The sequence below is a fragment of the Edaphobacter sp. genome (genome assembly GCF_028283685.1).
Taxonomy (GTDB): domain Bacteria; phylum Acidobacteriota; class Terriglobia; order Terriglobales; family Acidobacteriaceae; genus Edaphobacter.
Genome location: NZ_JAPWKF010000008.1, coordinates 210144 through 227266 on the forward strand (window position 1 = coordinate 210144; position 17123 = coordinate 227266).

General features: G+C 55.8%; 14 protein-coding genes and 1 tRNA gene. 10 read left to right on the forward strand and 5 right to left on the reverse strand.

Features of this window, described 5'->3' with window-relative positions:
- Positions 1 to 112 precede the first annotated feature (112 nt).
- On the reverse strand, positions 113 to 1225 hold the full coding sequence (locus PW789_RS15895) for an XdhC family protein (RefSeq protein WP_299378317.1): 1113 nt from the start codon (positions 1223 to 1225) through the stop codon (positions 113 to 115).
- A gap of 345 nt (positions 1226 to 1570) precedes the next feature.
- Here PW789_RS15895 and PW789_RS15900 point away from each other — a divergent pair, with 345 nt between their 5' ends.
- From PW789_RS15900 to PW789_RS15915, 4 genes are all read left to right on the forward strand, one after another.
- Positions 1571 to 2233: a 2Fe-2S iron-sulfur cluster-binding protein gene (locus PW789_RS15900; RefSeq protein ID WP_299378320.1), complete on the forward strand. Its 663-nt coding sequence runs from the start codon at positions 1571 to 1573 to the stop codon at positions 2231 to 2233.
- Positions 2234 to 2243: 10 nt separating this feature from the next.
- The gene (locus PW789_RS15905) at positions 2244 to 3248 is read left to right on the forward strand and encodes a xanthine dehydrogenase family protein subunit M (RefSeq protein WP_299378322.1); all 1005 of its coding nucleotides are present in this window, start codon (positions 2244 to 2246) and stop codon (positions 3246 to 3248) included.
- A gap of 9 nt (positions 3249 to 3257) precedes the next feature.
- A complete protein-coding gene (locus PW789_RS15910; protein ID WP_299378324.1) occupies positions 3258 to 5573 on the forward strand; it encodes a xanthine dehydrogenase family protein molybdopterin-binding subunit in 2316 nt (771 codons plus the stop codon).
- Positions 5574 to 5639: 66 nt separating this feature from the next.
- A complete protein-coding gene (locus tag PW789_RS15915; protein ID WP_299378327.1) occupies positions 5640 to 6569 on the forward strand; it encodes an AraC family transcriptional regulator in 930 nt (309 codons plus the stop codon).
- A 74-nt stretch (positions 6570 to 6643) separates the two neighbouring features.
- Here the strand turns inward: PW789_RS15915 and PW789_RS15920 are convergent, their stop codons facing one another.
- Entirely contained in the window at positions 6644 to 7765 is a 1122-nt protein-coding gene (locus PW789_RS15920; RefSeq protein WP_299378330.1) for an MFS transporter, read from the reverse strand.
- Positions 7766 to 8838: 1073 nt separating this feature from the next.
- Between PW789_RS15920 and PW789_RS15925 the strand changes: the two genes are divergently transcribed.
- The 4 genes from PW789_RS15925 (at position 8839) to PW789_RS15940 (ending at position 12883) form a co-directional block, all read left to right on the forward strand.
- Complete coding sequence (locus PW789_RS15925; protein WP_299378333.1) at positions 8839 to 9177, forward strand: helix-turn-helix domain-containing protein; 339 nt, start codon at positions 8839 to 8841, stop codon at positions 9175 to 9177.
- Between the two features lie 284 nt (positions 9178 to 9461).
- Complete coding sequence (locus PW789_RS15930; protein WP_299378336.1) at positions 9462 to 10448, forward strand: type II toxin-antitoxin system HipA family toxin; 987 nt, start codon at positions 9462 to 9464, stop codon at positions 10446 to 10448.
- A 572-nt stretch (positions 10449 to 11020) separates the two neighbouring features.
- Complete coding sequence (locus tag PW789_RS15935) at positions 11021 to 12367, forward strand: hypothetical protein (protein ID WP_299378338.1); 1347 nt, start codon at positions 11021 to 11023, stop codon at positions 12365 to 12367.
- Between the two features lie 108 nt (positions 12368 to 12475).
- Entirely contained in the window at positions 12476 to 12883 is a 408-nt protein-coding gene (locus tag PW789_RS15940) for a hypothetical protein (protein ID WP_299378341.1), read from the forward strand.
- A gap of 18 nt (positions 12884 to 12901) precedes the next feature.
- Here the strand turns inward: PW789_RS15940 and PW789_RS15945 are convergent, their stop codons facing one another.
- Positions 12902 to 13486 (reverse strand): hypothetical protein, encoded by a 585-nt coding sequence (locus PW789_RS15945; protein WP_299378385.1) that lies wholly within the window; start codon positions 13484 to 13486, stop codon positions 12902 to 12904.
- A gap of 249 nt (positions 13487 to 13735) precedes the next feature.
- Positions 13736 to 14950: a site-specific integrase gene (locus PW789_RS15950; RefSeq protein WP_299378388.1), complete on the reverse strand. Its 1215-nt coding sequence runs from the start codon at positions 14948 to 14950 to the stop codon at positions 13736 to 13738.
- 404 nt (positions 14951 to 15354) lie between these two features.
- Here PW789_RS15950 and PW789_RS20210 point away from each other — a divergent pair, with 404 nt between their 5' ends.
- Together PW789_RS20210 and xerC are read left to right on the forward strand one after the other, a co-directional pair.
- Positions 15355 to 15576 (forward strand): helix-turn-helix transcriptional regulator, encoded by a 222-nt coding sequence (locus PW789_RS20210; RefSeq protein WP_367182579.1) that lies wholly within the window; start codon positions 15355 to 15357, stop codon positions 15574 to 15576.
- Positions 15577 to 15653: 77 nt separating this feature from the next.
- On the forward strand, positions 15654 to 17015 hold the full coding sequence (gene xerC / locus PW789_RS15955; protein WP_299378391.1) for a tyrosine-type recombinase/integrase: 1362 nt from the start codon (positions 15654 to 15656) through the stop codon (positions 17013 to 17015).
- Between the two features lie 6 nt (positions 17016 to 17021).
- Here the strand turns inward: xerC and PW789_RS15960 are convergent.
- Positions 17022 to 17097: transfer RNA gene (locus PW789_RS15960), tRNA-Ala, on the reverse strand.
- Between the last annotated feature and the right edge of the window lie 26 nt (positions 17098 to 17123).

Consider the following 17123-nt stretch of genomic DNA (forward strand, 5'->3'; position numbering starts at 1 on the left):
TACGAAATATTGATAGGTAGCAAACGAATTGTCAACCCTTGAACCCGGATGCGGTCGGATGATGAAGGCGGCAGACGCAGGCAATCACTGTTGCGAAGCAGAGTGTCCCTCGTCAAAGGTCATAAAAGATGGACACGCGCTTTCCAGCAAGTTTCGCCTGCATCTCCGCGACAATTGAGAGCGCGATGGTCGTCGGATCTCCCGTTCCAATGTCTAGCCCGACGGGCGCATGAAGCCGCGCCAGGCACTCGTCTTCGGAGACACCAAGTGCGGGGACAATCGAGGCAAGAAGCCGCTTCGTTCGATGGAGAGGGCCAAGGATACCAAGATATTTCAGTGGTTGAAGCAGAAGCTCTTTGAGGAGAGCCCGGTCCTGCTCGTATGAATGCGTAAGGATCACAGCGAGATCATCCGGCTGCGCGTTCAAGGGCGTGAGTAGTTGCTCGTTCGAACGCGAATCGCGAAGATCTTTTCGGAATGAAAGAACCTTGACCGCCGTAGCCTGGGGAAAGCGATCATGCCGAACAAGATGAGAGCGACCGTCTGCGATATGCACGTGCCACCCAAGTTCCGCGCCAAAGCGTACAAGAGGCTTGGCATCGTCGCCCGCACCGAAGACGAGCAAGCGAGCAGGGGGAAGAACCGGCATGCAAAGGAACTCTGGAAGACCAACCGATGGTCCATGTGAAACAGCGATGCATTGTTTAGAGGCAACAGCGCTGCGTACTTCATCTGTATGGAGGTTCGTGATCTGCCTGTTCTCAAAACGTGCATACACGTTTAAATCGTCACCTCCAAAGACAGCGGCCGTGCCGCACTGATCCCTAAGAGCACTGACGATGACCGACGAGACTCTTTGGTCGTTAGCCCGCTCAACCGCATCTAGTACCGCTGCCGCTTGCGAGCCCGTTTCCATAAGAACCCAGACTGTGCCTCCACAGCCCAAGCCATAAGGAACGCTATCGAAATCGTCGTCGAAGGATGATTGGTAACTCTGAATTGCAGCACCGTTTCTAGTGTTCCAAGCGATCTTGCGACTGATTTCAGCTTCCAAGCACCCGCCGCTTATCCCTCCCGCTTGTTCTCCTCCTGAAGTGATAAGCATTCGGGCTCCCACCTTCCGATAGGACGAGCCCTGAATATGAACGACTGTTGCAAGATAAACAGGCTGATCGAGCAATCGCGCGCGTTTCCAAAGCGCAACGATCTGTTTGGTGTCTGACATATCTAACGTCCCTGCTCCATCGTCTGTTGGGCCGGCCCACCGTTACGCCGAATAGCCTTCTGACTGAGAGATGCGGATTGCCACCGCTTAGAATGTGGATCGACAGGATTGTGCAAAGACTCGGCAGGATCAGGTAAACCTCTAGAGTTTCATCGGGCTAATCTCGTAAAAACGGAGATGTATGTAATTCCGGGCTTGACTGGAGTCTCATGAGATCAAGAATCCTGCAGTCCCTTTGCGGTTGAAGTCGGTGCAGGAGTTAGATATGGGTGTGCTCTGAATTCGTTACGAAGTACCAGCGTAGGTTAAGTAGCAGCGTGGCTTTCAGCATGACGGAGGGATCGCATGAGCTCCAAGGATAACGAACGGCAACAGACACTCACGACGCTGGACAAGCTCAGTCGAAGGGCATTTCTCTCCCGCGCTGGAGCCGCTGGCGTGGCGACGGCTACTGCGGGCCTGGCTGCGCCCTTGGCTTCGGCTGCGGTGCAATCTACCCAATCGCTTGCACCATCGCAGGAAGCAACGACAGCTCCGGCAGGCAGTGTCTCCGTCACTCTGAAAGTGAATGGCACCATACATCAACTGCAGATTGATCCGCGAGCCACCGTGCTCGACACGTTGCGCGAGACGCTTCACCTGACAGGCACGAAGAAGGGTTGCGATCACGGGCAATGCGGAGCCTGCACGGTTCACGTGAATGGTCGCAGGGCTAATAGTTGCCTGCTCTTTGCGGCGATGCAGCAGAATGCAGAGATCACCACGATTGAGGGTCTTGGAACTCCCGAACATATGCACCCGGTTCAAACAGCCTTCGTAGAGCATGACGGTTACCAGTGTGGCTACTGCACCAGCGGCCAGATCATGTCTGCCGCCGCCATGCTCAAAGAGCCTTGGGGACCGAAAGACGAAGATGTGAAGGAAGCGCTCAGCGGCAACATCTGCCGCTGTGGCGCTTATCCGAATATTGTGGCCGCTGTCCAGGCATGCCGGAACCGTACGGCGTAGGAGTACATCGATGCAGCCATTTGAATTAATTACTGTGAGTTCTATTCCGGACGCCGTCAAGGCACAAGCCGCCTCTTCGACTGCGCAACAAGGAGCGCCGGTCCGCTTCATAGCGGGTGGCACTAACCTTGTCGACTACATGAAGATCAACGTCGAGACGCCTCGGCAATTGATCGACATCAACGGTCTACCGCTCGCCGGGATTGAAAGCACGCCGGACGGCGGTCTGAAGATCGGAGCGCTTGCACGCAATAGTGATGTTGCGCACCATGAACTGGTGAAGGAACGCTACCCGGTACTCTCGCAGGCGCTGCTTAGCGGAGCTTCCACGCAGTTGCGGAACATGGCGACCACGGCGGGCAATCTTCTGCAGAAGACGCGCTGCGTTTACTACAGGGACACCGCATACGGCTGCAACAAACGACAACCCGGCAGCGGCTGCTCTGCCATTGGTGGCCACAACCGCATGCTGGCGCTCCTCGGAACAAGCGACAAGTGCATCGCAAGTAATCCCTCCGATCAGAACGTTGCTCTGATGGCGCTCGATGCAACGATTCATGTGACTGGGATCAAGGGCGATCGTGCCGTTCCCATCGACAAGTTCTTCCTGTTGCCCGGGCAAACCCCGGAGCGTGAGACCGTGCTGGAGCCGGGCGACCTGATCACGCACGTCACCTTGCCTCCTGTGCCCAGCGGAGCGAAGAGCCTGTACCTCAAGCTGCGAGATCGCGCCTCTTATGAGTTCGCACTCGCATCGGCCGCCATAGTGTTGAAACAGTCCGGTGGACGTGTCGAATCGGTGCAGGTTGCTCTCGGCGGTATAGGCGCAGTCCCGTGGCGTTCGCACGAGGCGGAACGCGCGTTGACGGGCAAAGTCGTGAGCGCGGTAAACTTCCGGGCTGCCGCCGAAGCTGCATTGCACGGCGCTCGCCCGCAGTCGCAAAACGGATTCAAGGTGGAACTGGCGAAGCGCTGTCTTGCCCACGCACTCGCACAGGCCGCAGCTCAGGCATAGGAGATCCAGATGGCTCAGCAACAAGAACAGGCTCCCGAGCGGATTCAGAACAGCAAAATTATCGGCGTCGCTACGCCACGCATTGACGGTCCTCAGAAGACAACCGGCACCGCGATGTACACGTCTGATCATCACTTCCCGGGGCTGGTCTATGCATGGCCGACGACTGCAACGGTCTCCAGTGGCACGGTGCAGAAGATTGACGCCTCTTTTGCGGAGAAGATGCCGGGCGTTTTGGCGGTCTATACGCACGAGAACCTTGGCCGGTTGTACCGCGTCCCTCCAGGCCCAATGCTCACGCTGATGATCGATGAAACGCGTCCTCCATTGGAGGACACAACAATCCGTTACTACGGGCAATATGTTGCCGTCGCTGTGGCGGAGACCATGGAGCAGGCACGGGCTGCTGCGGAGGCGGTGAAGGTTACCTATACGAAGAGCGCTCACAACACCGCGGATCAGCTTTTAACGGCGAGCCGTGAGCTCACTACAAATGAATCCCCGAAGACAGATGAGAACGCATCTGGAGTGAAAGAGGTCACAAAGCGAGGCGACACTGCAAATGCGCTGGCTTCTACGCATACAACGCACGACGCCGTTTACAGCACACCGACGGAGACGCACAATCCCATCGAGTTGCACGCTTCGCTAGCTGTCTATAAGGACGGCAGGTTCACTCTCTACGAAACCTCTCAGGCCGTGGTGAATCATCGTGACGTGCTTGCAGCTATGCTTGGCGTGCCGCCCGACAAGGTTCAGGTCATCACGCGTTTCCTCGGTTCCGGCTTTGGCGGCAAGCTTTGGCCGTGGCCGCACTCTGCGCTTGCAAGCGCGTGTTCCCGAAACCTCGGCCGGCCGGTCAAGCTCGTAGTCAGTCGCTCCATGATGTTCGAAAGCGTGGGACACAGGCCCGCAATCGACCAACGTATTCAATTGGCCGCTACGCCTGAAGGAAAGTTCACCGCGATTCAGCATGATTATGTGAACCACACAAGCATTCAGGATGATTACGACGAGGGATGTGGAGAAGCCACCGGTATTCTTTATTCCTGTCCGAACCTGCTGGTCACTGCGGGAATGGCGCGGCGCAATGTTGGCACGCCTACGTCCATGCGTGGTCCGGGTGCTGTCCCTGGCCTCTATGCGCTGGAATCGGCCGTCGACGAACTCGCGATCAAACTGAAGATCGACCCTGTTCAGTTTCGGTTGATGAACGAGCCTCAGGTCGACGAGACCAACGGCAAGCCGTTCTCTTCGCGCCATCTGAAAGAGTGCCTGACGACAGGTGCGGAGAAGTTCGGTTGGGAAAAGCGAAATGCGGCTGTCGGTTCGATGAAGAACGCGTCTGGGCAGACGCTTGGCTGGGGCATGGCTGCGTGCAGTTGGGGCGCAATGAAGACCGATGCAGAAGCCACGGTAGAACTACGTGCTGACGGCACAGCCCGCGTGGCGACTGGCGCACAGGACATCGGTGGTGGCACCTACACCGTGATCGCACAGATGGTCTCGCACGAGACGGGAGTTCCGGTGGAGAAGGTTGAAGTCGTCCTGGGTGACTCATCTCTACCGCCCGGCCCCATTAGCGGCGGATCGTGGGCTACGGCGTCTCTGACACCCGCAGTCCTTGAAGCTGCTCGCAGCGCCACCCAGGCAATTCTGCTCGCTGCCACTAAATCCGACGGGAGTCCTTTCAAAGGCAAAAAACAGGACGACCTTGAATTTGTAAACAACTCGGTGCACCTGAAAGGACAGGCAGGGCCGACGCTTTCCACCTCTGACGTTCTCAAGCTCGCAAAGGCGCAGTCTGTCAACGCGACTGGCAAGTCGCGCGGACTCTTTGGTGATCCACATGCAAAGTACTCGTTCCACAGCTACGGAGCCCAATTCGTAGAGGTGACGTGGGAGCCCGAGATAGCACGACTACGTGTCAGCCGGGTTGTTACGGTCATCGACGGAGGCCGGATGCTGAACCCTCGAACAGCGCAGAATCAGATCGAGGGTGCCGTCGTGATGGGTGTCGGCATGGCGATGCTTGAGGCAACGGAATACGACCAGCGCACTGGCCAGCCAATTAACAACAACCTCGCGGATTACATTGTCGCCGTTGCTGCTGACTGTCCGCACATCGACGTCACATTTCTCGATTATCCCGATTTCAACTTAAATCCGCTTGGTGCCCGCGGCGTCGGAGAGATCGGATTGGCAGGAGTCGCAGCGGCGATCACTAACGCTGTCTATCACGCGACTGGTGTACGGGTCCGCCGCCTGCCGGTGCGTATCGAGGACCTTCTCGCCGCTCCTGAGCACACCAGGGCGATCGCGTAACTGTTCGGAACATCAGACGGATCCATGCAGGCGATCCGCGGGACACTTTGAATTTGGAGTGAGGGGATGACGATCAAAGACGATGTGAAGGCTTTGCGGGCCGAACTGGCAGAGCGCATCGCCGCGCATGCGCGAACCAAGGGAGATCATCAGACGTCCGTTCCCGGCCTTCTGCTGACACGGCTCGTAGACGAGACACCTTGTTATCGGGCGGCTGTTCAGCCCAGCCTGACCCTCTTTGCTCAGGGGGGAAAAAGAATTCAGCTTGGCGGGGTGGATTATCTCTGCGACAACTCGTCATTCTTCCTCTCGTCAATCTACGTTCCGATAGAGAGTCAGGTCACGCAAGCCTCGCCGGCGAAGCCGCTCCTCACAATGAAGTTGTTTCTGGATATGGCAGGCGTTCGAGAGATGTTGAACCGCGAAGACTTCATCGTTCCAAAGCAGTCGTCGTCTCGCGAGCGCGGCGTGGCGGTAGGAGAGTCCACGGCAGGGTTGCTGTCCGCGTGCATTCGACTCATCGACCTCTTGTCCTCGCCCGAGGACATCCCATACCTCCATCCTTTGATCCAGCGAGAGATTGTCTATCGTGTGCTGCGCACTCCGCAGGCACAGAGCCTTCGTGCAGTTGTCACAAGCGGCGATCTCAGCAACCGGACGGCCCATGTGATGTCCTGGCTACGAACCAACTACGCGAAACCACTGCGGATGGAAGAATTGGCAGAGATCGCAAGAATGGGGGTATCAACACTGCATCACCAGTTCCGCGCACTGACATCCATGAGCCCCCTCCAGTACCAGAAGCAATTACGGCTGGAGAGCGCCAGGGAGCGCATGGTGATGAATGGGATCGATGCGAATACAGCCGCATTCGAAGTCGGGTACGAGAGCGTCAGTCAGTTCAGCCGCGAGTACAGCCGGCACTTTGGTCTGCCTCCGATACGCGACGTGAAGGCCATGCGAGATCGGCAGGACGCCGAGGCCATCCGGCACTGAGATTCATCTCTCGTATCGTGCAAAGGACGCCTGCAGATGAGGGCGCACCTTTTCTCGGGAATAACGAATAGCTTCTATGCCGGCTGTTGTATCCGCCGTCCATTCCCAACAATGCATGCAGAGAGCAGAAGCATGACCGCCCCTCCGATGAAGGTGCTTGTCACCGAGAAGTGATCCAGGAGGAAGCCCCCGAGTGCCGACCCGGACATGATCGACAACTGAATTGCCCCCACCATCAAGCCGCCTCCGCTCTCCGGCTCATCACTCACACCCTTGGACAGCCAGGTGGACCAACACACCGGAATGGCAGACTGAAGCGTTCCCCACACGATCAACGCGCCTCCTACCGACCAGAAGCTGCGCTGCACCAGCAAGAGAACGACGGTAGCCGCGGCCAGGGAGACCGGCAGCACGCCTAGAAGAAGATGCAGGTGCCGCTTCGCTAAGGCGCTCGCGCCCGAGGTTCCAAGGAATCCCGCCATGCCGAGCGCCAGAAGCAAGAGAGAAAGCTGCGTAAGGTTTACGTGGGTGCGCGTCTCCAGAAAGGGTCGGAGGTAAGTGAAGATACAGAAGCTTCCGGCAAAGGTCAGCATCGTCCCGAGCATGGCGAAGGCGACGTGTGGACGGCGGAGCAAGCCAAACAACTTGCTCACCGGACTCGGCGCTTCGGACGGCATCGCAGGCAGACTCATCCACTGCCACAGAATGCTGATCGCCGCGATCGGCACAATCGCCCAGAACACACCGCGCCAACCGATGATGCCTCCCACATAGCTGCCTATTGGAGCTGCAAACGCTGTCGCAACAGCGTTCCCCATATAAACGATTCCAAGCGCCTTCGGGACCTGGCTCTCAGGGACCAGGCGCATCACCGTGGCGGTGGCAAGTGACCAGAAGCCCCCCACCACGATGCCCAGCATGGCACGCGCCACCATGAGAATAAGGAAGTTTGGAGCGACTGCGATCAGCACAAGCGACAGCAGCATAAGAGCCGTAAGCCCGATCAGTACGTGCTTGCGATCGAACCGGGCGGCGAACGTCGCGATGTAGAGGCTGGCGAGAACTGCAAATAGTCCAGAGATAGAAATGGCTTGCCCGGCCATGCCCACACTGGCATGAAGATCCCTGGCAATCGGAGTAAGCAGGCTTACCGGCATGAACTCAGCCGCGATCAGCAGGGCCACGCACAAAGCCATCGCGCCGACTGCGCTCCACATTGCTGTCGTGCTGCTTAGGCTTTGTGTATCTGATGTAGAAGATGTCGCGGTTGCCAGCAAAGGTAGACGTCCCTCTCGTGAGTATCGTAGGCATCAACGATCCAAGAGCCCGTATTCCAACGGTATTTGGAAACTCACAGCCGGTGTTTCCCGATCCTGCCGTTCTTTTGCACAATCCTGTCCGAAGCTGGTTCCGGCTACGCATTTTCGACTCATACTTCGAAGTAGCCAACTGGTCCGGTGAGAACGGCAGCAGTACAGCGTTTCAGACATTCACCGTGTATCGACCGCTAACACCACTCCGTCGCGCCGCAAGCTCGTTCCTGTTGGCTGTCCTTCGTGAGCGCCACTTCCGCTATCGCACAAGCCGTACCTCGGCTGGTGTACAGCGACGACAACCGGGGGGCGCACCTATCCCACCGTCCGAACGCGCCCACCGGCCGAGCTCGGGCTGCAGAGCGTTACGGCAGAGCCTTGGTTCAAGGTTTCCGACAAGAACATGAAACTGGAAGGCGCTGCGTTCAATCGTGCCGGAAGGTCGTTGGAAAAGAATCACCGAAAGACGGTGAAGCCGTTACCGGATGTGGTGGCTCTTGGAGGGAGGGTACTCAAGCGTGGCGCTGTGTCGGTGAAGGTGTTTGGAAATTTGACACCAAATGACACCAGGCGGGAAAGGAGGGAGCTTGCAAGTTGTTGATTTATTGGTGGACCTGATCGGGATCGAACCGATGACCTCTTCCATGCCATGTTCTGGGTGTCCACGTAAAACACAGACGGCTAAAGGGTTATAAGTCGGGTCAACCGGATAAACCGGCTTTATAGGCAATATTTGCGGCCAAAATGCGGCCAAATACCAAGTGGCCATAGACCCGATAGTGTGGATCGGGTTCATCTATCTTTCGTGGCTATTTTATGTTCATTTGGATGCTCTTAAGAGCATCCAAATGAACATAATCTACTTTTAAGAGCAGAGGAGTGATATCATATCTGAGGATTCTCATGATGCTCTTTAGGGCATGTTAAATCCAATAATCTGCTCTCAAGGTGATATCGTGCCTCGAAATATTTTGCTTGTTTCGCCACCCTTTCCAGTCGAAGCCGCCCTGAAACGGCTAGGAGCCAATCTTCGGACGGCTCGGCTTCGACGTGGTTACACGATAGAAGATGTAGCCAAGAAGATCGGGACAGGCCATCGTGCGGTGATGGACGCCGAGCACGGGAAACCGTCTACTGGAATCGTCATCTACGCCGCACTGCTCTGGACCTTCGATCTACTGGGGCCGTTCGAAGACCTCGGAAACCCGCTGAAGGATGAGCAAGGACTGGTTTTGGCTAGCCGCCGCGAGCCGACCCGCGCCCGGCGCAGCAAAGGACTCGACAATGACTTCTAAATCTCCCACAGAATGCTTCGTGTACATCACCCTTCCCGGCGCGCAAACCTCCGTGACTGCGGGGAGATTTGTGTTGGAGAAGACTCCATCCGGGGAGCCCCTCGGGCGGTTTGTCTATGGCCGGTCCTATCTCGAAAACCCGAACGCGGGTGGAACTGGATCCTATCGAGCTGAAGCTCTCCGACCAAACCTATGAGACCGCTCGCCTGAATGGCGTTTTCGGTGCCATCCGGGACGCCGGTCCTGATTTCTGGGGGCGGAGAGTAATCGAAAAGCATTCCGGGGTGACGAAACTTGGGGAACTCGACTACCTTCTCGAGTCCCCGGATGACCGCGCCGGTGCGCTTGGGTTTGGAACGAACGTAAAGCCGCCAGCCCCGTTACGCGTCTTCAATCAGACTCTCAACCTCGATTTGCTGCAGGCGACCGCAGAAGCCTTGGTGAAGGACGACCTCCCCAACGATCCGAATGCTCTCCAGGTGCAGGATCTAATGTTGCTGGGGACGTCGATGGGAGGGGCACGTCCGAAGGCTGTCGTAGAAGACCAGGGAGCCCTATGGATCGCTAAGTTTGGCAGGCCAGACGACCGCTGGAACTCTGAACGCGTCGAGCACGCGATGCTTGAGCTCGCGCGTCAGTGCGGCATCCAAGCAGCTGAAAGCCGCGTGGAGCAGGTAAACGGCAAGGACGTCCTGCTGGTCAAGCGCTTCGATCGAACACGAGCTGAGGACAACAGCGGTTACCTGCGCAGTCGCATGATCAGCAGCCTGACCGTACTCCGGGCCGAAGACTCTGCGCTGGCTCGAGAGCGTTGGTCGTACCTTATTCTCGTTGAAGAGATGCGGCGCGTCGTCTCAGAGCCGAAAGAGGATGCTCGCGAGCTGTTTCGTCGCGTGGTCTTCAACGCTCTGATCTCTAATATTGATGACCATCCAAGGAACCATGCCCTCATCGCGCCTCAGAAGCACTGGAGGCTATCGCCAGCCTATGACCTCACGCCCGCGCCCTCGGTGAGCCTGGATCGCAGAGACCTCGCCATGGAGTGTGGAGCGCAAGGCCGATATATGAATGCGGCAAACATCCTTAGCGAGCATCGCCGGTTTCTCCTTGAACCCGAAGAGGCGCATAGGATCGTCACCGAAATGGCCGAGCAGGTTAAAAGTACCTGGGAGACCACGGTGCTTGTCGCTGGTGCCTCGCAGCGGGATGTAGACGCGATTCACTCGGCGTTTGTCTACCCTGGCTTCTTCCACACGCCCAACGGCAACTGAAGCAAATGAACTGTCGGACAAGCGTAGATATGATTGAAAATATTACGCAGCCCTCTGAAGCCCCAACTCGATGCTTCTGCAATCAATGTGATGAGGCCGCGCACTAAAAAAGAAGCAGCAAAGAAGGGTTCTCGGCGAGTCGAGTCGGAACCGTTGGCGGATGCGATGTAGTTGTCCTATCCGGATGGAAGCATCGGGTTTGCTTTGGTACCGGATCAGGCCGCTACGGCCCGCTTTGATTCGGTGCATTTATGCGCACGGGCGTGCGCCAAGTGTTAGCGGCGTATTGCCAATTCAGAGCGCACAGATCTCAAACTCCGCCAACCCTCGATCCGCTCGACTACTGATATCGGATGCGCCGCAGACAGATGGCTATGCCGGACCAACATGGTGATCGTCTTGTGGCCCGCGGCTTCATGAATCTCCTCGATACTTGCCCCGGCCATGGCCAGCCAAGATCAGAACGTATGGTCGGAGGATAGTCGCACTTTCCATTTGAAAGTACTGAGAACTGGGATAATGGATGCGCTGATTATTTCCAAGCTTCCGCAATCTGAAAGGAAGTAGCGTGTATGGCCCGTCAAAACAATGAGCGAGATACGACACCGATCTTGTCAGCGGCAGACTATTGGATACGGGAATGCCTGATCGGGGACGGTTCAGTTTTCACGCCTGGGGAGTGCCTCTGGTCCACTCCGGTTATTGATGAGGTCTATCACGCATTCGTCGAGCATCCGGACGTCAGCAGCGATGACTTCATGACAAAGCTAAAGCGCCAGCTCGGTCAGAGTTCGCCGGCTGCGCAGAGAATCGCTGCGGAGATGCTTTGGGCGCTCCTGCTCTTTCCATCGAACATGAAGGCAAGAACCAAGCGCCAGCAGATCACGGATATCTGGAGTCTCGCAGGTCAGCCGCTTCCACAGGACCATGCTTTACTTGCAGACGACGTGCTTGTAGGCATCGGCTCCGGTGGCCCGGGATTCAATAACTACAGGCCGAACGAGTTGGAATTTCTGATAGCGATCACGCGTGACCTAAAGAAGCGTGGCACTTCCGAGCGCTCTATTCTTCGTAGCTATGAATCGTTCTGGCCTTGGATCGCTTCCGTTCAGATGGAGGGCAACCGGCAATTCCGGCACATGCTCAGATACTTCAGCTTCCCGGATCAGGTGGAGAGGATTTCGTCGAACAACGACCGTAGAAGGATTCTGCGCGCCTATGGAGCCGCAGGGGCAAGAGAGGTCGGCGAATGGACTGATCGCCAGCTTGACGAGGCATTGATCGCACTACGCGCTCGGCTCCAGGCCGAGGCACCTTCTGCCGTTCTGGATTTCTACGAATCCCCATGGCGGGATAAATGGGCGCAGGATCGTAAGGTCAGGACGCCAGAAGGTGAAGTCACGGTCACCGTTCCCGGAGCTGAGGAAGAAGCTGAGGAGCTGGAAGCGAATCTTCAAGCAAGTGCTCCGCCTGATGTCCGGCAGTCGTTTGTGATTCAAGCCAAGCTCGTCCGCATCGGTGCCATGATGGGCTTCAAGGTGTGGCTTCCGCGTGCCGATCGCGGGCGCGTCAGCGAACTGCTCGAAGCGTCGGAGCGCGCAGCGTTGCTCGACAACCTCCCCTTGAACTATGACGGCACGACCCTCGATACGATCGAGTTGATCGATGTTCTCTGGCTGAAGGGCAGGTCCATGGCACGAGCATTTGAGGTGGAGCATACAACTGCTGTGTATTCTGGCCTTTTGCGAATGGCTGATTTGCTTGCGCTGCAACCCAATATGGATATCCGGCTGCATATCATTGCATCAGAGGAACGCCGCGAGAAAGTCTTCCGCGAGATGCAGCGTCCCGTGTTCTCGCTCTTGGAGCGAGGGCCATTATATCGAAGAGTTGCACGTTCATCTCCTACGAGAGCGTGAATGCGATTGCTTCGATGCCGCACTTGGCGCACATGCATGACAGCATCCTCCATGAATATGAGGAGGCTCCGAATTCCAATTGAAGATGCTCGCAGATTCGACTTTGAAATGAAGACACTTGCCAGATACCTTGAGGTCATCGTCAACCCAACATACGACGAGTTCCATGCAAATAGTTCTTCCTTTCGGCATGCTTACTTGACGTCTGTCGCCATATTCCATGCCGTGGATCGCGCCGCTGAAGAACGCGGAGTGCGTCCTGCGAAGCTGCGTCAGGACTGGTGTAAAGAGTCGCTGGAGTTCAAGTTGGTGGACATCCTTGCGCATCACTTCAAGCATGTTAAGAGCAACGACGAAAAAAACGCTTCAACTCGTCCTGGAATTCCCATAGTTCGTGTTTTGGGATTCGATGACGCTGGCGAAGAAATGGATCTCAGGCACCTGTATTTCATCATTCGCGACGCGGTGAGGTTCGTTCACAAGAAGGCCGGCACGACTCACCCTAGATTGCCGTAGTCCGAAGCCGGAATGAGGCTAAGAGCGTGGCCTAATCCGAAGCTGCTCTTGGATCTCTTGATAGATCGGCAGCGCCGTGCCACTCTCGATCGTTACTGCAACGCCATAACGAATTTGCAGATGCTCGCCGGAGCCTGAATCTTCCTTACACCAAATTCTCAGCGCAAGCGTGCCGTCCTCAAGGAATGCGACGGCCGAATCACCCTCGAAGTGCTCGTGAAAGATACTGCCGCGCTTGCAGCTAGGGTCCGACGGCTGCTTCTTGCGCCGCTTAACGCCTAGGACTTCGAATGGCGTGTCAGGCGCGGCTTCCAGCTTCACGGATCGATAGCTCTGGTGACCGGGTTTGATGGGCGAAGTCCACGCAAGTGTGACCGAGAGGAAGCGTGGATCGGTGACGCCCGCAAGGCTCTGTGGCAGCGGAATGCGGTAGCTCTGCGCACTGTCGGTCTGGAGGGTTCCATAACCAACGAGGGTCGCGCGATTCGGCGTGCATTCAAGCACACGATCGATTTTGGGAATACCGTATGGTCGCCTCAGAACCAGCCTTGGATCGCCTTCGCAACTACGTGAGGAGAGGGCCGCCGAAACCAGAATGGCCATTTTGTAGCCGAACTCTCTATCCGGCAGATTTCGCGTTCCGTGAGGATGGCAGTGAGCCGTATGAAGTGCTCCATGAGTGGAATTTTCTGTGGATAGGAGAAGAGCTTCACCTCGTACTTGCTCTCTTTGGAGTCGAATATGCGATCAACCTGAATCAATCTGACCGCGCTCCCTACGATGATTGGGTAGCCGAGAACCCGGGCCGCAGTCCACTCTATCCAAATGGACTGCCGGATTGTCGCAAGCGAATCATATATAAGAAGCGAGTAGTCCTGCGTCTACCTTTTCGATCGCGTCTTTCGCTTGAATTCCTTTCAAATAAACTATGGTTGATTCCATATCGCGATGCCCCAGCCAATGCTGCAACGTGCGGACATCGATTCCGTCTCGCAAATGCTGTGTAGCAAAAGTGTGACGAAACTTGTGAAGGAAGAAGCGCCTACAGTGTGGCCCGTCAGCACACGTATTTTCATGTTTCGTGATGCATTGTCCGCAATTCAACTTAGCTCGATAAGCAACCTGCTTGAGAACTTCAATGTGGGTGCTGTCCGGTTTGCCTTTTGAGTTGGGAAAGATCGGATCTGACGCAGCGGCATCGTTCTTGTTCTTCCACTTCTGCAATTGCTCCATCATCACAGTTGGCAGAGGCACTGATCGTTCTTCATAGTTCTTTGGTTTGAATTTCCAGAACGGCTTTTCTGTAACACGCACCAAGCTGTGATGGAAGTCGACATCGTGCCATGTCGCATATCGGACTTCATCTTTGCGGAAGCCAGAGGTCAAAAAGAACTTGAGAAGAACTTGTTCTTCAAATGTTGCCGCACCCAGTAAGGCCCGAATCTCTTCAGGCGTGTATACCGGACGGATGGTGCCGACATACTCAGGCCAATCGCTGCTCTTGATCAACTCCGTCTTTCCATAGTGCTTGAAGAATTGCAGTACGGTAACAAGCTTGCTGTAGACCGTCCTCGCTGCGAGATTCGATTCGAAGGCATCTCCAATAAATTTGATGATGTCCGCCCTGGTCGCCTCATCGAGATAGGTCTTGGCGTAGGACTTACGGAACAGCTCCGCCAAGGTCGGTCGATAGGTCAGGAAGGTACGATGGCTTCGTTGTTTACGAACGAACCCAAGATAATCACTGATCGCATCATCTATGGTCAGGCGTCCTGGGTCCGGAGACAAAAGGCCGACTCTCTTGGCTTCTAACTCGATAAATTTGGCCTGCGCGGCTGCGACCAAATCTTCGAACATCGGGCCACCTTTTCGCCGCCGCCTCCCACCTTCATACCACTCCAGATAGTAGCGACCTTCAGGATGGGTCTCCTCGCGGCCATCAATCAAAACCAGATCTCGAACGATGCTGCCACCACGTTCAACTATGGGGGCAAAACGCCATCTTCTATCGTCCTTAATCATCTTGACGATGTTGACTCGGCCAGCGCTCTTTTTGTAGCGTGACATTACCCTCCATCGCTGGTTGTGCGGAAAGACAGTAGGACCGACAGTACGATCCGCAAAACGCAGAAAAACCACGAGATCGTGTCAAGGTAGCGCTCTAACCAACTGAGCTACGCGCCTGTTGCTGCCCTTTGACAAGGCAGCTAAGCTACTGATTTCACCAAGAAAATCTGCGCTTCTTCAGGCGGAAATTTATGGACAGTAAGTCAGAGTGGGCACTCTAACTCTCTTGCTCAATTAGAAGCTGCTCGATTCTCGCTGGCCTACTTGGCTCAGGCCCTGAAAGGCCTCTGGATCGTTGCGAATTCAGATAGCAATGGGGTGTATTTGACCGAGTTTCAGCTCCAGATCATGATGTCCGCACTCATCCGGTAGGTGAGTGAGTCGACACGTTCAGGAGCATGCCAATGGGGCAAGTACAGGCAATAGACCAACTTCTTACAGCGGAAGAGGTTGCGGCCATGCTGGGAGTCAGCACTGATTGGGTTTGGGACCATTCGTCCAGAAGACAGCTCTATCTTCCCGTTATCCCAGTAAGTGACGGAGTACTCCGTTATAGACAAAGCCAAATCGAAGCATTCATCGCTGAGCGCGAAGCAGCCGGACGATTGCGCAGAGAACGTCGATGAGATTGACACGTCGGAGTGGCTAAAGACATAAACTGAAAATGGCCACTTGTTCCCTCCATACAGAATTTGAGGAACAAATGGGAACTTCGCACCAAAAGGGATGGGTTCGGATTCGCGGTAAGAAGTGGTATGGCTACTTCCGCCGAACGATCCTCGATCCGTCTACAAGTGAACCCAGGATCATTACCCACCCGGTGATCCTCGGCCTCAAAGCAAGCATGTCGAAGCTCGAGGCCAGAGCAAAGTTAGAGGTGGCGATCGCCAAACTGGGCGGTCAGCCAAATAGCGACCAATCCATAGTCAATGGAGCCGTCACATTAGGCTGGTTCGTTCGCAACCGTTATCTGCCACTTAAAGAGGCGGACTGGAGAGAAGAGTCGGGCAAGGTCAAGAGGTATTTGATCCAAGCTGATTTCGTGGATGGCTTCGAAGATGTCCGTTTGGAGAACTTCGACAAGTTCACACTGCAGAACCACCTCAATAAGCTGGCCAAGATCCATTCGCGGGATCGGGTACTGCAGGCTCGCTCTTATATACGGTCCATCTTTGCCGAGGCAGTTGACCAAGACTTCCTCCCCAAAGATCCGGCCCGGATGTTGAGGGTGCCTGCAAATTTGCGAGAGGTCGACAAGACGACACTGAGCTGGGATCAGTTGCGAGAGGCGCTCCATGAGATTGGCAAGCGTAGCCTTCGCGACTGGATTCTGGTGAAACTCGACATGTCGAATGCTCTGCGCCCGAGCGAAGTATTTCCCCTGCGATGGCGTTGTCTTCTTGAAGCAGACCGGGCTCTCGACATTCAGGAGACTCTGTACAAAGGCAAGATCCGTTCGTACGGCAAGACCAAGAGTAGTATCACGCAGGTCCCCTTAGCCGATCAGCTTTTCTGCGAACTGCTTGAGTATCGCGAGGAACTGCGGCGAAAGGGAAAGGATGTTTCTCCGGACGCTTTCATGTTCGGCGGGCGATTCGGTCAACCGATGGACCCGAGCAACTTCCGCAAACGTGTGCTGCACAAGATTGCGGAGAAGCTGGCGTTACCCAAACTGACCTTCCAGGTGATTCGCAGATCGATCGCGACACTCGGCAAGTCTAAAGGCCACGTCAAGGACATCCAGGGCATGATGCGCCACTCGAAGGCTTCGACCACGACGGACATCTACATGCAGTCGCTTGAACCAGAAGTGAGGACTGCTATCAATTCGATCTACGGAGAGCTCGTAAGATCTCCAAGTGGATGGAGGCCATCCGACCCGGCAGCATCAGCCGGGTCAGGACAAACAGAAGCACTCCGTGATGGAGTTGCGGAACACTCAGTTCGAGAAGGCGATGAAGTGCCTACAACTCAGCTGAGTAGGAAACCGACGCGCGGAGTGGTTTTGGAATTTGCTGCCAAAATGCGGCCAAGCTGGAAAGGAGGGATGACGCTAAATGATTGAGATGATTGGTGGACCTGATCGGGATCGAACCGATGACCTCTTCCATGCCATGGAAGCGCGCTCCCAGCTGCGCCACAGGCCCACTCTTAGGAAGGACTCTATCTATTC